Consider the following 14,388-nt stretch of genomic DNA (forward strand, 5'->3'; position numbering starts at 1 on the left):
CGCGAGCACATAAAGCGTTCACGGCAGAAGAGGGTGCGGGAGAAAAAGCCTGCCTTGCGAAGCGAATGCAGGAGGCGGGACTTGTGAATCACATAAGTCTATGCTTATCTGTTGTCATGACAGAGAATGATATTTTCCGGGCGCTGGCCGATCCGACACGCCGCGCTATTTTCGAAAAGCTCGCGGATGGTGCCCAGAACGCTTCCGCCTTGCGTGAGGGTTTCGATATCAGCCAGCCGGCCATGTCGCAGCATCTTGCTGTGCTGCGGGGGGCGGGGCTGGTCGTCGAACGGCGGCAGGGTCGTTTCGTCAATTACGAGGTCGATCCGGATGGGCTGACACGGATTGCGACATGGCTTGGCAAATACCGCGCCTACCGGCCGCAGCGCGTAGAAGCACTGAAGCTCTTGCTGAAGGATATGGATCAATGAACAGGGAACTGCCCGCAGCACCGAAACCCGGTATCGAGCTGGAATATGATCTCGATGAGCCGCCGCAAAAAGTCTGGCGTGCGATCAGCATTCCGGCCTTCCGTGAACACTGGTTGCCGAAGGAGGCTTTAGCTGAACCCGAGGCGATCAGGATCACCCCGGGGAAGGAGGTCTGTTACAGGATGCGGGATGACGTTCCGCCATTTCTGGAAAGCACCGTCACCTTCAGGATTGCACCCAACGCGAGCGGCGGCACCAGCCTGCTGGTCATTCATGAGTTGCCCATCACCGGTTCCGGTCGGATGACAAAGGCCGCCGCAAACCACAACCGTTCGCCCATCAAGCTCGCCGCCTGATCCACCACATTTCCTTACATTTTCAAACGACAGGAGTTCGCCGATGCGCGAAGCGATGCAACTCGTCCCTATGGTAGTTGAACAATCCGCTAGGGGAGAAAGGTCCTTCGACATCTATTCCCGGCTGTTGCGGGAAAGGATCATCTTTCTCAACGGTGAGGTCAACGACGCTGTTTCTGCGCTTGTCTGCGCGCAACTGCTGTTTCTGGAGGCGGAAAACCCGAAGAAGCCGATCCATCTCTACATCAATTCTCCAGGCGGCGTCGTGACCAGCGGTCTCGCAATGTATGACACCATGCGCTACATCCGCGCGCCGGTTCATACTCTGTGCATGGGGACCGCCCGTTCGATGGGCTCGTTCCTGCTTATGGCGGGCGAACCGGGCGCGCGGGCGGCATTGCCCAACGCCAGCATCCTCATTCACCAGCCGTCCGGCGGGTTTCAGGGGCAGGCGTCGGATATGCTCATCCATGCTGAAGAAATCAGGCAGACAAAGCACCGAATGACGCGGCTTTATGCCGAGCATTGCAAACGCAGCTATGACGAGTTTGAAGCGGCAATGGATCGCGACCGTTTCATGACGGTGGAAGAGGCACTGGAATGGGGTTTGATAGACCGCGTTCTGGACGTTCGCGAAGATGTGGCGGCGGCATGACTCAAATCGTCCCGGTTGGCGCATGGCTGGCCGGGACGGTTGATCAGATATCCAGATTATCCGCGAAGGCAGCGCGTTCCTGAATGAAGCGGAAGCGGGCATCCGCCTTGGTGCCCATCAGATTGTCGACCGCCTCGCGGGTGCCTTCGAAATCCACGTCGTCGATCTCGACGCGCAGCAGGGTGCGCTTTTCGGGATCCATGGTGGTTTCCTTTAACTGGGCCGCCATCATTTCGCCAAGGCCTTTGAAGCGGCCGATTTCGACCTTCTTGCCCTTGAAGACGGTTTCCATCAATTCGGCGCGGTGGGCGTCGTCGCGGGCATAGGCGCTCTTGGCACCCTGACGGATGACGTAGAGCGGCGGCACCGCGAGATAGAGGTGGTTGCCACGAATGAGTTCCGGCATTTCCTGATAGAAGAAGGTGATGAGCAGTGAGGCGATGTGAGCACCATCGACGTCGGCATCCGTCATGATGATGATGCGTTCGTAACGCAGATCCTCTTCACGGTACTTGGTGCGCGTGCCGCAGCCCAGCGCCTGGATGAGATCGGCGATCTGCTGGTTGGCCGAGAGTTTTTCACGGCTGGCACTGCCGACGTTGAGGATCTTGCCGCGCAGCGGCAGGATGGCCTGATTGGCGCGGTTGCGCGCCTGCTTGGCCGAGCCGCCAGCCGAGTCACCCTCGACGATGAAAAGCTCGGCATTCTCAGCCGTGTTCTGCGAGCAGTCCGCCAGCTTGCCGGGCAGGCGCAGCTTGCGCACCGCCGTCTTGCGGTTGACTTCCTTTTCCTTGCGGCGGCGCAGGCGTTCTTCGGCGCGCTCGATCACCCAGTCCAGCAGCTTCGCCGCTTCGCCCGGATTGCCGGTGAGATAATGGTCAAAGGGATCGCGTAGCGCGTTTTCGACGATGCGCTGGGCTTCGACGGTCGCGAGCTTGTCCTTGGTCTGGCCGACGAATTCCGGCTCGCGGATGAAGACGGAGAGCATGCCCGCTGCCGAGATCATCACGTCATCGGTGGTGATTTCCCTGGCTCGTTTGTTCTGGGTCAGCTCCGCATAGTTCTTCAGGCCCTTGGTGAGCGCGATGCGGAAACCGGCCTCATGCGTACCGCCTTCAGGCGTCGGGATGGTGTTGCAATAGGAATGGATCTGCGTGTCGCCGCCATACCAGGTCACAGCCCATTCCAGCGCGCCGTGGCCACCGGTCTTTTCGGTGCGGCCGGAGAAAATCTCGCGGGTGACGGTGAATTCCTTGCCGAGCGTGGCGGCCAGGTAGTCCTTCAGACCACCGGGGAAATGGAACACGGCCTTTTCGGGGATTTCGCCGCCGGCGGGCACCATGCCGGGATCGCAGCTCCAGCGGATTTCGACGCCGCCGAAGAGATAGGCCTTGGAGCGGGCCATGCGGAAAATACGGGCCGGTTCGAATTTTGCGTGATCGCCAAAGATCTGCGGGTCCGGATGGAAACGCACGCGGGTGCCACGACGGTTGTGCACGTCACCCAGTTCTTCGAGACCGCCGATCGGCGCACCGCGCGAAAAGCGCTGGCGGTAAAGCTTGCGGTTACGGGCGACTTCCACTTCCAGAAGATCGGACAGCGCATTGACCACGGAAACGCCGACGCCATGCAGGCCGCCGGAGGTTTCATAGGCCTTGCCATCGAACTTGCCGCCGGCATGCAGCTTGGTCATGATGACTTCGAGCGTCGACTTGCCCGGAACCTGCGGATGGTTTTCCACCGGAATGCCGCGTCCGTTATCGGTGACGGTGAGGAAACCCTCGGTATCGAGATGGACCTCGATGAAATTGGCGTGGCCTGCGACGGCCTCGTCCATGGAGTTGTCGATGACTTCGGCAAAGAGGTGGTGCAGCGCCTTCTCGTCGGTGCCGCCAATATACATGCCGGGCCGCATGCGCACCGGTTCCAGCCCTTCGAGCACGCGGATCGACGAGGCACCGTAGTCGTCACCGGAGGGGGACACGGGCGCTGGGGGCGGGGGCGTCGTAACGGCCGCAACGGCTGCTGGTTTCGGCTGCACGTTCACGTTCGCGGCTGCGGACACCGGGGCCTTCACGGGTTTTGCCGTGTCCTCGTTCTTTTCCGTTTCGCTGTTTGGTGCCACCGGAAGACCGGAGAAGAGATCGTTGCTATCGTCCATCATGTCCAAGGTTCAAAAAAGCGTGTCGTCAGAATTTCGCCAAGCGAATCAGTATGCCAATAGGGGCGAGTATAGCGCCAAACGTGCAGGGCGTGTGGCCTAACGCGGCGCACCCTATGCCACGACTATGTCAGGGTTTCGCAACAGGAGGATTGCGCTGCCGCCCTGGCAATGGCAAGTCTCGCAGCCACGAATGAACGGTTAACCAAGTCATGTCCACAGCTCATTTCACGTTTTGTACTCTTTTCTGCCTGACTGTTGCGGCGATGCCGGGCGGTGCCGGGGCGGCGGACGGGCCGCTGCGGCCGTTCAAGGACGAGCTGTTTTCCAGCCAGACAGTGCTTTCCACGGCCGATGGCGGCGCATCTGAGGTGATCGATTATCAGGAGATGCGCGATATCAACGGCCGCGACGAGGTACCGGAACGCCGGGTGAAGCGGCAATATGTGGATATGGCGCCCAAGACAGCGCAGGCGATGGAATCCGTGGCGGTTGAGGGCAGGGCGCTTGAGGTGGGCCGCGTCGGGCCATCATCCGGGCAGGCCTTCACCGTGATCTTCATTCACGGGCGCGGCGGCGACCGGCGGCTTGGCATGAACGACTATACGTTCGGCGGCAATTTCAACCGGCTGAAAAATCTGGCTGTCGCCAATGGCGGCACCTATTATGTGCCGAGCGTACGATCCTTCGATGCCAATGGCGTTGCCGACGTTTCCGCGCTGATCGCCTATGCTGCTAGCAAATCCGGCGGCAAGCCGGTGGTGTTGGCCTGCGCCTCCATGGGCAGCTTCATCTGCTACGGCATCAGCCGTGATAAGGCGACGGTCGGCAATCTCAAGGGCATGGCGATCCTTGGCGGCGCGGTCGATCCCGATTTTCCGAAGAGCGCCTTTGCGAAAGCCAAAAAGCCGGTGTGGTTCACCCATGGCAGCGCCGACAAGGTCTATTCCGCCGACAGCCAGGCGACCATCTTCCGCACCTTGCTGAAGGCGGGAGAGCCGGCGCGCTTCACGCTTTTTGAGACAGGCACGCATGGAACGCCGGTGCGCATGACCGACTGGCGGGCGGTTTTGAACTGGATTTTGAGCCGATGAGGTCCAGTTTTGGTTCGACAGGCGCGAATCTCGGCAAATTGACCGACGTTTTGAAGCTTATGACTGCTTTTTTGTACCAATTGTCATCAGCTGCGTTTAAGGAAATATTCCGGGATTTCCGGCAGGGTTTCTGTCGCGATTAGGGGCCGCCTGGCGGCTGAGGTAGGGGGTGTTCGCGCAAGCGGCTCTCCGAGACAAAGGGAATGGGATACGCATGACGCCGAATGTTCGACCGCTTGTAGCCGGAAACTGGAAGATGAACGGCACCCGTTCGTCGCTCGATCAGATCAAGGCCATGGCAGAGGGCGTCAAGGGCGCGCTTTCCGAAAAGGTGGATGCGCTGATCTGCCCGCCATCGACGCTTCTTTATGTGGCAACCGCGCTCTGCGACGACAGCCCGCTGATGATTGGCGGACAGGATTGCCACCAGAATGTTTCCGGCGCGCATACGGGTGACATTTCCGCCGAGATGATTGCCGATTGCTTCGGCACCCATGTCATCGTCGGCCACTCCGAACGTCGCACCGACCATGCCGAGACGGATCATCTGGTCCGTGCCAAGGCCGTTGCCGCCCATCAGGCCGATCTTATCGCGATCGTCTGCATTGGCGAGACGGCGGATGAGCGCAAGGCGGGCCAGACGCTCGATATCCTCAAGCGCCAGCTCGCCGGATCGCTTCCGGACGAGGCAACCGCCGAAAACACCGTCATCGCTTATGAACCGGTCTGGGCCATCGGCACGGGTCTGACGCCGACCACGCAGGATGTGCGCGAGGCCCATGCCTTCATGCGCGACGAGCTGGTCAAGCGCTTTGGTGATGAAGGCAAGACCATGCGGATTCTTTACGGCGGCTCGGTGAAGCCTGCCAATGCGCTGGAACTGATGGGTGTCGAGAATGTCGACGGCGCACTGATCGGCGGCGCGAGCTTGAAAGCCTCCGACTTCCTTTCCATCTATGCGGCATACGAGCAACTGACGGCTTGAGACACGCTTTCCTGCCACAGTGGCGGGAAAGGGGCTTGGAATAAGCCTTCGCCTCATGTAAAGAGCCGCGAAACCTTCTTTGTAGTGCTCCGCGCGGGGCATGGAATGGATTGTCATGCAGACCGTTTTGATTGTTATTCACCTCATGATCGTGCTGGCGCTTGTCGGCGTGGTTCTGATCCAGCGTTCCGAAGGCGGCGGCCTCGGCATCGGCGGCGGTTCGGGCTTCATGTCCGCGCGCGGAACGGCCAATGCGCTGACCCGCACGACGGGTATCCTTGCCGCGCTGTTCTTCGTGACGTCGCTCGGACTTGGTCTTCTGACCCGGTACGAATCGCGCCCGACGGATATTCTGAACCGTATTCCGGCCACGCAGGGTCAGGGCAACGGCATTCTCGACACGCTCGGCCCGGCACAGACGCCGGCAACGCCGGCTCCGGCTGAGAATGGCGTTCCGACCAACAGCGGCGCTGCAGCACCTGCGCAGACCACGCCTGCACCGGCCACTGCTGGTGAAGCCGCTCCGGCGCCGGCCAAGCCCGCCGATCCGAACGCAGTTCCGACCGGTCAATAAGCCCGGTTATGATTTAACGCTCCGGCAGGCCAAAAGCCTGCCGGTTTTCTTTTGTTCGCATTTCGACACATCCCATTGCCAATTCGTCAACAGCGAATTTGCAACAGCATGAAATTTGGGCTGGCGGAATCAGAGGTAAAAAGGTATCCGGTGAATCCCATGGCGCGATATGTATTCATCACAGGCGGCGTGGTCTCCTCTCTCGGTAAGGGCATCGCAGCTGCGGCACTCGGAGCATTGCTGCAATCCCGTGGTTATCGGGTGCGGCTTCGCAAACTTGACCCCTATTTGAACGTCGATCCCGGCACGATGAGCCCGACACAGCACGGTGAAGTGTTTGTGACGGACGACGGTGCCGAGACGGACCTCGACCTTGGCCACTATGAACGCTTTACGGGGCGTTCGGCGACCAAGACCGACAACATCACCACTGGCCGCATCTACAAGAACATCATCGACAAGGAACGCCGCGGCGACTATCTCGGCGCGACCGTTCAGGTCATTCCGCATGTCACCAACGAGATCAAGGATTTCGTGACCGAAGGTAATGACGAGTACGACTTCGTCATCTGCGAAATCGGCGGCACCGTGGGTGATATCGAGGCGATGCCGTTCATGGAGGCGATCCGCCAGCTCGGCAACGATCTGCCGCGCGGCACTGCAATCTATGTTCACCTGACGCTGATGCCTTATATTCCGGCAGCCGGCGAATTGAAGACCAAGCCGACCCAGCATTCCGTGAAGGAGCTGCAGGCGCTTGGCATTCATCCCGACATTCTGCTGGTGCGCGCCGACCGGGAAATCCCGGAAGCGGAACGCCGCAAGCTTTCGCTGTTCTGCAACGTGCGTCCTTCCGCCGTCATTCAGGCGTTGGATGTTGCCAACATCTATGACGTTCCGATCGCCTACCACAATGAAGGTCTCGATTCGGAAGTGCTGGCCGCTTTCGGTATCGAACCGGCGCCGAAGCCGCGTCTGGAACAGTGGGAAGAGGTCTGCAACCGTATCCGCACGCCGGAAGGCGAGGTAACGATTGCGATCGTCGGCAAATATACCGGCCTCAAGGACGCCTACAAGTCGCTGATCGAGGCGCTGCATCACGGTGGTTTTGCCAACCGCGTCAAGGTCAAGCTGGAGTGGATCGAGTCGGAAGTCTTCGAAAAGGAAGATCCGACGCCCTATCTCGAAAAGGTCAACGGCATTCTGGTGCCGGGCGGTTTCGGCGAGCGCGGTTCGGAAGGCAAGATCATGGCGGCGCAGTTCGCCCGTGAGCGCAACGTGCCCTATTTCGGGATCTGCTTTGGCATGCAGATGGCAGTCGTGGAAGCGGCGCGTCATCTGGCCGGCATCGAGAATGCCTCCTCCACCGAATTCGGTCCGACGGCTGAGCCCGTCGTTGGCCTGATGACCGAGTGGGTAAAGGGCAACGAGCTGGAGAAGCGCTCCACCAAGGGCGATCTAGGCGGCACCATGCGTCTCGGCGCTTACAAGGCAGCGCTGAAGAAGGACACGAAGATCGCCGAAATCTACGGTTCCACGGATATTTCCGAGCGCCACCGCCACCGTTACGAGGTGAATGTGGACTATAAGGACCGGCTGGAAGAGTGCGGCCTCGTCTTCTCGGGCATGTCTCCTGATGGTGTGCTGCCGGAAACGGTGGAATATCCTGACCATCCCTGGTTCATCGGTGTGCAATACCACCCGGAACTCAAGAGCCGCCCGCTTGATCCGCATCCGCTGTTTGCCAGCTTCGTCGAAGCGGCGGTGGAGCAGAGCCGGCTGGTTTGACGGTTTGAATGATACGGGGAGGGCCGCTTTTGCGGCCCTTTTTTATTGGGGTGCGCACAGAAAGCGTCAGGCCAGAAGGTTGTGCTTCCTCAGCCATGCCTCATACCATCCAGGCCATTCTTGCGTGGGGGTTCCGGGCTTGCCCATGCTGAAGCCGTGGCCACCAGAAATGATTGGGTGAAATTCGACATTCACATCCGCCTTCTCGCACGCCTGCTGCATGATACGGCTATTGGCGGGATTGGAAATCCGGTCGTCATCCGCCTGCGTGAGGAGGACCGGAGGGCAATCTTTGCTCACATGGCTTTCCACTGACCACTCTCGTGTTGCCTCGTCTGTCGGGTGCCTGCCGATAAGTGACCTCCGGGTCGATGTATGTTCATAGGGCGCTGCAAGCGTGATGACCGGATAGATCAGGGCCGCAACATCCGGCCGGGCTGATTGCCTGTCGATATCATCGACTGCTTCGTAAGACGCAAAAGCCGAGCGGGCGGCGGCCAACCCCATCAAGTGCCCGCCCGCAGAAAAACCAAGTGCGCCGATCCTGTACGGATCGATCCGCCGGTCCGAAGCGCGTGCACGCACCAGACGAAATGCGCGCTGCGCATCCTGAAGCGGTGCCAGCGGTCCAGCAGCCCATCCTTCAATCGGCAGACGATAGGTGAGGACAAAAGCATAAATGCCTCTGGCCGCGAGCCAGCGTGCGGCGGGATAGGACTCCTTGCCTTCCTCGATGCGTTTATATCCACCGCCACCTGCAATGATCATTGCGGAACCATTTGGCTTTGCGGGAGCGAACACCTCCAGGCTCGGTACGGCAATGTTGGTGACAGCGCCTTTTTTGCTTATATCCGGGACGCCGTTCGGACCACCGCCACCCGGAGGCGGGCCGGGCCAAAGTGAAATCCATTGCCTATCGCCTTGCGCAAGCAGACTTGGGACTTTCATGGCCGTGGCGAGGAACGCACCACCAAGAAGCAGGCTGCGGCGGCAGATCATGATGTCATCCTCAATCGTGCACCTGGTTTCGGCATTCTCTGCGGAAGAACAGCTTACGGGGACGATTTTAAAACACCAAGAGTGGTCAGTACCGGGACATCCCGATGCTTTGGCCCTACACCACGGTCTCATCGCTCATCCGTCAATCGAACAAACAAAAAACGGGCCCGAAGGCCCGTTCTCTATTCCAGCGATAATCTCGACCGGCTTACTTCGGGCCGATCATGTTTTCCGGGCGCACATACTGGTCGAATTCCTCGTTCGTGAGGTATCCGCCGCCGACGGCCTCGTCGCGCAGTGTCGTGCCGTTCTTGTGCGCGGTCTTGGCGATCTTGGCGCAGATGTCGTAGCCGAGCTTGCTGTTGAGAGCCGTGACGAGCATCAGCGAGTTCTCAACGCCCTTCCTGATGTTGTCTTCGCGGGCTTCGATGCCGACGACGCAGTTGTCGGTGAAGGAGACGGCGGCATCGCCCAGAAGCTGGACCGACTGCAGGAAGTTGTAGGCCATCATCGGATTATAGACGTTCAGTTCGAAGTGCCCCTGCGAGCCTGCGAAGGAGAGCGCTGCATTGTTGCCGAAGATGTGGGCGCAAACCTGCGTCAGCGCTTCCGACTGCGTTGGGTTCACCTTGCCCGGCATGATCGATGAGCCGGGTTCGTTTTCCGGCAGCGACAATTCGCCAAGACCGGCGCGCGGGCCGGAGCCGAGGAAGCGGATGTCGTTGGCGATCTTGAACAGGGCTGCTGCTGCGGCATTGATCGCGCCATGCGAGAACACCATGGAATCGTGCGAGGCAAGCGCTTCGAACTTGTTCGGCGCCGTCACGAACGGCAGGCCGGTGATCTTGGAAATCTCTTCGGCAACCTTTTCAGCGAAACCGACGGGGGCGTTCAGGCCCGTGCCGACCGCCGTGCCGCCCTGGGCAAGCTTGGAAAGTGCAGGCAGGGTGAGTTCGATATTGGCAATCGCCGAGGCGACCTGCGCGGCATAACCGGAAAACTCCTGGCCGAGCGTCAGCGGCGTGGCATCCTGCGTGTGGGTGCGGCCGATCTTGATGATCTTTTCGAACTGCTTGACCTTGGCTTCCAGCGCCGTGTGCAGGTGCTTGAGGGCCGGCAGCAGGTGGTGAACGATCTCTTCCACGCAGGCGATGTGCATCGCCGTCGGATAGGTGTCGTTCGAGGACTGGCTCATATTGACGTGGTCGTTGGGGTGAACCGGCTTCTTGGTGCCCATTTCGCCGCCGAGCATCTCGATTGCGCGGTTGGAAATCACCTCATTGGCATTCATGTTGGATTGCGTGCCGGAACCGGTCTGCCAGACGACCAGCGGGAAATGCTCGGTCAGCTTGCCGTCGATGACTTCCTGTGCAGCTGCGATGATGGCGTCGCCTACCTTGTTGTCGAGGCCTGCAAGCGCCATGTTCGCACGGGCGGCGGCCTGCTTGACGATGCCGAGCGCGCGAACGACAGAGGCGGGCTGCTTTTCCCAGCCGATCTTGAAGTTGCCGAGCGAGCGCTGCGCCTGCGCGCCCCAATAGCGATCGGCCTGAACTTCAATGGGTCCAAATGTATCGGTTTCCGTCCGTGTGGCTGTCATCAATCTTGCCTTTTTACTCGTTTTCCTCCGCCAAAACGGCACTTCGCCCGCCTTGCGCGCGCCGATATATAGAATCATCGCGCTGGCAATGAAAGCGTTGCGAGGCATGCCTGGCAGATATTTCCCTTGGGACAGGGCGATTTTGGCGCTCATCCTGCCCGGTTAAGAAAAAGACCTTGGCGTGTCATTTTTACTACGTCGATAAAAGCCTGGAAAACTCGGGTTTCATCGGCTTGGAACGGCTTGGCCAACCACGGCAAAGTGAATGAAATAAATAGAAATTTAACCATTCTCGCCAATTCTGGAAATTACGTTTTTACGGTTTTGGCCGTAATATGAGGTTCATTTCGGGTGCGTTCTGGACTTCGGCGTTTTCTTTTCAACGAGCCGTCTATCGGCTAGACAAGCATGAAACTGGATGCTCCGTCTTCGTTGGCGGCGCTGGGTGCTACGAGGATCAAATTGCAAGTCACATCTGGAAAAACATCGGCAGCGCTGGTGCTGGCTCTCGGTCTTTCCGTTTCCACCGCTCTTCCCGGCAGCGCCGGCGCGGTAACGCTGATGGACCTTTTGCGTGGCGGGCCTGGCAAGGTTGCGCGCGATCGCGGGGAAATGCCGCCAGCCGGTATCGTCACCTCGCCGCCGACGGTCGGACCGAGCGCCGATGCATCCGATCCCGAGCCTCTGCCGCGTGTTTCCGGTCCACGTTATTACGATTACAAGGCCGATACCGCACGCGCTGTGAACACCGCCAATTTCGGCGAGGGTCTTGCCAATGTGAAGTTCAGCGCCACCCCCGAAATCGGCAAGGCTCTGGAAGCCTATTACGGTGCCGGCGGCAAGGCGCTCTGGGTTTCGGAAGGCGAGCTGACTGCCCGCGCGAACGCCGTCATGGCGTTTTTGGAGACTGTTGGCGAAAGCGGCCTCGATCCGGCCGATTACAGCATTTCAGTACCCGCAAAGGACGTGACCGCCAGCATCAGCGCAGGCGCGAACGCATCCGGCACGCCGGTGGAAGTGGCTTCCGCATCGACCTCCGACGCCTATCAGCGCGCGCAGATGCAGTTCGAGCTTGCGCTTTCCGCCAAGGTCCTGGCCTATGTGCAGGATACGACGCGTGGCCGTGTCGATCCGAACCGGCTGTCCGGTTACCACGATTTCAAGCGCAAGACGGTGAACCTTGCGCCCGTGCTGAAGCTTGCAGGCCTCAGCCCCGATATCGCAGCCTATCTGCGCAGCCGTGAACCTTCGAACGCCGAATATCTGGCGCTGAAGGCCGAACTGGCCCGGTTGCGCAGCGAGGGTGATGCGGCCAACACGGTCAAGGTTCCCGCCGATCTGGTGCTGAAACCCGGCAACAGCAGCGGCGACATGGCGAGCGTCGTCAAGGCAATCGAACATCGCGCTTCGCCTGCCTTCAAGGCGGAACATGCGGCGATCATTTCCGGCTACCAGCAGACGCCGGATTATACGCCTGATCTCGTTGATCTGGTGAAGGCATTCCAGAGCGAAAACGGCCTGAAGGCCGACGGCGTCATCGGCCGCGCGACCGTGCGTGCCATGGTCGGCGAAAGCAACGACGCCCGGATTGCCAAGGTGCAGGTGGCGATGGAGCAGATCCGCTGGCTGCCGGCCGATCTCGGCCAGCGCTACGTCTTGATCAACCAGCCCGCCTTCATGGCCTATTACCACAATGACGGACAGGAACAGTTCGGCATGAAGGTGGTGGTCGGCTCCAAGGCCAACCAGACCTACTTCTTTCAGGACGAAATCCAGACCGTCGAATTCAACCCCTATTGGGGCGTTCCGCAGTCGATCATCGTCAACGAGATGCTGCCGAAGCTGCGCCGCGATCCGTCCTATCTCGACCGACTTGGTTATGAGGTACAGGTGGGTGGACGTGCGGTTTCTTCCACCAGCGTCAACTGGTTCGGCTCGACCAATGCCGTTTCGGTGCGTCAGCCGCCAAGCAGCGACAATGCACTGGGCGACCTGAAAATCCTGTTCCCGAATGCGCATGCCATTTACATGCATGATACGCCTGCCAAGAGCTTCTTCAACCGCGACATGCGGGCGCTGAGCCACGGCTGTATCCGTCTGGTCGACCCGCGCCGCATGGCGGCGGCGGTTCTTGGCACCAGCGTCGACAAGGTCAACGAGCAGATTGCAGCGGGCAAGAACCGCGCCGTGCAGGTGCCGGTGAAGATACCGGTCTACGTGGCCTATTTTACCGCCTGGCCGGACAAGGCCGGCAAGGTGCAGTTCTTCGACGACGTCTACGACCGTGACAGCTACGTCCAGAAGGCGTTTGCGGTAACGACGAAGGCGCGGGCCGCGTCGATTTGATAGAAATCTCATTGAGAAAAAGAAAGCGCCGGAAACGGCGCTTTTTTTGTTTCTGCGACTGCCAGTTACTATCGTAGCGACGATGCCGTAAAAAGCGTGAATGCCAGTTCGCCATCGCCGTCGAGCATGTTTGCGCTCAACAGCGCATCTTCCAGCGATGATTTGCGGATGAGGAGTTGGTAAAAGAATAGATGAACGAAAAGCGGCGTTGCCGCACCATCGGGATAGCCGTGTGAGGCTATGTAGGCGTGTGCTCGACCTTCGATGAATACTTTGGCGAAATCCTGCGAACCCGTGCAGCAGGCGGTGCTGAACACCACTGTGTCCCGCAGGTCGATGTTACCAGAGAGAATGTCGGCGTGCATGCTGCCGTCTTTCAGTTCTGTTCGGGTTATCTCCGGGTCGCACTCGCCGACGACTAGGCCGTTTTCATCGCCATGACCGCTGATGATGAGGTAGGGCGGCGGGCTATCGGGCTGTTTCAGGCAGACCAGAATGTCTTCCGGCGTGCCGGGGAGATAAAGCCTTACCGATGCGCCTAGGCTTTCCAGCATTGCCCTCAAAAGCAGGGCCTCGCCAGAATCGCCGACGGCGACAATGCCGACGGCGGTGCGAGGGAAAAGGAAATTGCGATCGACCATGGCGAGCCTGAGAGTGTTCCGATTTATGCAGCGGCGTTGCGTTCTGTCAGCAGCCTTCCCACTAGATCTGGCGTTAGCGTTGCAAAATCATCTATCACGACATCTGGTTCGAGTTCGGCCATCGGCACATCCGAATAACCGAAGGTGACGCCGATCGATGGGACGGCCGCATTTTTGGCGGCGAGAATGTCGTTGATGCTGTCACCCACCATGACCGAGCGCTGCGGGTCGCCGCCAGCCTTTTCGATGGTGCCGAGAATATGGCGCGCATCAGGCTTGCGGAAGGGGAAGGTGTCGCCACAGGTGATGGCGGCGAAATATCGGGTGAGATCCAGTTTTTCGAGCAGTGGAATCGCAAGGATTTCGGTCTTGTTGGTGCAGACCGCGAGCGTGATGCCAGCTGACGAAAGCGCATCCAGTACGCTGACGATGCCGGGGTAGGGGCGGCTGTCGCCGGGCATTTCCTCGCGATAATGGTCAATGAAACGCTCGTACAGCGGCTCCAGTTCGGCTTCCGGCAATTCTACCTGACGCAGCGCGAAGGCCCGCTTGATCATCACGCGCGCGCCCTGGCCGACGAGATGCGTCAGGTCGTCATAGGTAACGGGGGCAAGACCGGCTGCGGCGATGGTGTGGTTGAGGCTCGAAACGAGATCGGCGGCGGTGTCGACGAGCGTACCATCGAGGTCGAAGATGGCGAGCGGGGAGAGCGGGCGGGATGTCACGGGAACTGGCCTCTTGAGAGAATGCTTTTGGCG

The 14,388-nt window shown here is 59.7% G+C and carries 13 protein-coding genes; 8 read left to right on the forward strand and 5 right to left on the reverse strand.

Going from position 1 to position 14,388, the window contains the following annotated elements:
* The first annotated feature begins 116 nt into the window (after positions 1 to 116).
* Genes FB593_RS01635 through FB593_RS01645 form a run of 3 tightly spaced genes read left to right on the forward strand, consistent with a single transcriptional unit; the run spans position 117 to position 1,442 of the window.
* Positions 117 to 431 (forward strand): ArsR/SmtB family transcription factor, encoded by a 315-nt coding sequence (locus FB593_RS01635; RefSeq protein ID WP_145166277.1) that lies wholly within the window; start codon positions 117 to 119, stop codon positions 429 to 431.
* Positions 428 to 787: an SRPBCC family protein gene (locus tag FB593_RS01640; protein WP_145166278.1), complete on the forward strand. Its 360-nt coding sequence runs from the start codon at positions 428 to 430 to the stop codon at positions 785 to 787. The genes FB593_RS01635 and FB593_RS01640 overlap by 4 nt, the downstream gene beginning before the upstream one ends.
* Before the next feature lie 43 nt (positions 788 to 830).
* Positions 831 to 1,442 carry an ATP-dependent Clp protease proteolytic subunit gene (locus FB593_RS01645; protein ID WP_013636224.1) on the forward strand — a complete coding sequence of 204 codons (612 nt, stop codon included), beginning with the start codon at positions 831 to 833 and terminating at the stop codon, positions 1,440 to 1,442.
* A gap of 43 nt (positions 1,443 to 1,485) precedes the next feature.
* On the opposite strand, the gene parE is transcribed toward FB593_RS01645, so the two are convergent.
* Positions 1,486 to 3,606 (reverse strand): DNA topoisomerase IV subunit B, encoded by a 2,121-nt coding sequence (gene parE / locus FB593_RS01650; protein WP_013636223.1) that lies wholly within the window; start codon positions 3,604 to 3,606, stop codon positions 1,486 to 1,488.
* 209 nt (positions 3,607 to 3,815) lie between these two features.
* On the opposite strand from parE, the gene FB593_RS01655 reads away from it, so the two are divergent.
* The 4 genes from FB593_RS01655 (at position 3,816) to FB593_RS01670 (ending at position 8,044) form a co-directional block, all read left to right on the forward strand.
* Positions 3,816 to 4,697 carry a dienelactone hydrolase family protein gene (locus FB593_RS01655; protein WP_003515433.1) on the forward strand — a complete coding sequence of 294 codons (882 nt, stop codon included), beginning with the start codon at positions 3,816 to 3,818 and terminating at the stop codon, positions 4,695 to 4,697.
* 214 nt (positions 4,698 to 4,911) lie between these two features.
* Positions 4,912 to 5,682, forward strand: a complete 771-nt coding sequence (gene tpiA / locus FB593_RS01660) for a triose-phosphate isomerase (protein WP_003515430.1) — start codon at positions 4,912 to 4,914, stop codon at positions 5,680 to 5,682.
* A 115-nt stretch (positions 5,683 to 5,797) separates the two neighbouring features.
* A complete protein-coding gene (secG, locus tag FB593_RS01665; RefSeq protein WP_065687408.1) occupies positions 5,798 to 6,256 on the forward strand; it encodes a preprotein translocase subunit SecG in 459 nt (152 codons plus the stop codon).
* Between the two features lie 150 nt (positions 6,257 to 6,406).
* A complete protein-coding gene (locus FB593_RS01670) occupies positions 6,407 to 8,044 on the forward strand; it encodes a CTP synthase (protein ID WP_035198927.1) in 1,638 nt (545 codons plus the stop codon).
* Positions 8,045 to 8,110: 66 nt separating this feature from the next.
* Here FB593_RS01670 and FB593_RS01675 read toward each other — a convergent pair whose 3' ends face one another.
* Complete coding sequence (locus FB593_RS01675) at positions 8,111 to 9,043, reverse strand: alpha/beta hydrolase (protein WP_113157799.1); 933 nt, start codon at positions 9,041 to 9,043, stop codon at positions 8,111 to 8,113.
* A gap of 208 nt (positions 9,044 to 9,251) precedes the next feature.
* Positions 9,252 to 10,643, reverse strand: coding sequence for a class II fumarate hydratase (gene fumC, locus FB593_RS01680; protein ID WP_041694538.1), 1,392 nt, complete (start codon positions 10,641 to 10,643; stop codon positions 9,252 to 9,254).
* A gap of 408 nt (positions 10,644 to 11,051) precedes the next feature.
* Here fumC and FB593_RS01685 point away from each other — a divergent pair, with 408 nt between their 5' ends.
* The gene (locus FB593_RS01685) at positions 11,052 to 12,989 is read left to right on the forward strand and encodes a L,D-transpeptidase family protein (protein WP_013636218.1); all 1,938 of its coding nucleotides are present in this window, start codon (positions 11,052 to 11,054) and stop codon (positions 12,987 to 12,989) included.
* A 68-nt stretch (positions 12,990 to 13,057) separates the two neighbouring features.
* Here FB593_RS01685 and FB593_RS01690 read toward each other — a convergent pair whose 3' ends face one another.
* Positions 13,058 to 13,630, reverse strand: coding sequence for a hypothetical protein (locus FB593_RS01690; protein WP_145166279.1), 573 nt, complete (start codon positions 13,628 to 13,630; stop codon positions 13,058 to 13,060).
* 23 nt (positions 13,631 to 13,653) lie between these two features.
* The gene (locus FB593_RS01695) at positions 13,654 to 14,355 is read right to left on the reverse strand and encodes an HAD family hydrolase (RefSeq protein WP_111799635.1); all 702 of its coding nucleotides are present in this window, start codon (positions 14,353 to 14,355) and stop codon (positions 13,654 to 13,656) included.
* Between the last annotated feature and the right edge of the window lie 33 nt (positions 14,356 to 14,388).

It is taken from the genome of Rhizobium sp. SJZ105, from assembly GCF_007828365.1.
In the GTDB taxonomy this organism is placed as follows: domain Bacteria; phylum Pseudomonadota; class Alphaproteobacteria; order Rhizobiales; family Rhizobiaceae; genus Agrobacterium; species Agrobacterium tumefaciens.

Coding starts and splice junctions, on each gene's coding strand:
- FB593_RS01635 (WP_145166277.1), top strand. CDS start 117: ATGACAGAGAATGATATTTTCCGGGCGCTGGCCGATCCGACACGCCGC.
- FB593_RS01640 (WP_145166278.1), top strand. CDS start 428: ATGAACAGGGAACTGCCCGCAGCACCGAAACCCGGTATCGAGCTGGAA.
- FB593_RS01645 (WP_013636224.1), top strand. CDS start 831: ATGCGCGAAGCGATGCAACTCGTCCCTATGGTAGTTGAACAATCCGCT.
- parE (WP_013636223.1), bottom strand. CDS start 3,606: ATGATGGACGATAGCAACGATCTCTTCTCCGGTCTTCCGGTGGCACCA.
- FB593_RS01655 (WP_003515433.1), top strand. CDS start 3,816: ATGTCCACAGCTCATTTCACGTTTTGTACTCTTTTCTGCCTGACTGTT.
- tpiA (WP_003515430.1), top strand. CDS start 4,912: ATGACGCCGAATGTTCGACCGCTTGTAGCCGGAAACTGGAAGATGAAC.
- secG (WP_065687408.1), top strand. CDS start 5,798: ATGCAGACCGTTTTGATTGTTATTCACCTCATGATCGTGCTGGCGCTT.
- FB593_RS01675 (WP_113157799.1), bottom strand. CDS start 9,043: ATGATCTGCCGCCGCAGCCTGCTTCTTGGTGGTGCGTTCCTCGCCACG.
- fumC (WP_041694538.1), bottom strand. CDS start 10,643: ATGACAGCCACACGGACGGAAACCGATACATTTGGACCCATTGAAGTT.
- FB593_RS01685 (WP_013636218.1), top strand. CDS start 11,052: ATGAAACTGGATGCTCCGTCTTCGTTGGCGGCGCTGGGTGCTACGAGG.
- FB593_RS01690 (WP_145166279.1), bottom strand. CDS start 13,630: ATGGTCGATCGCAATTTCCTTTTCCCTCGCACCGCCGTCGGCATTGTC.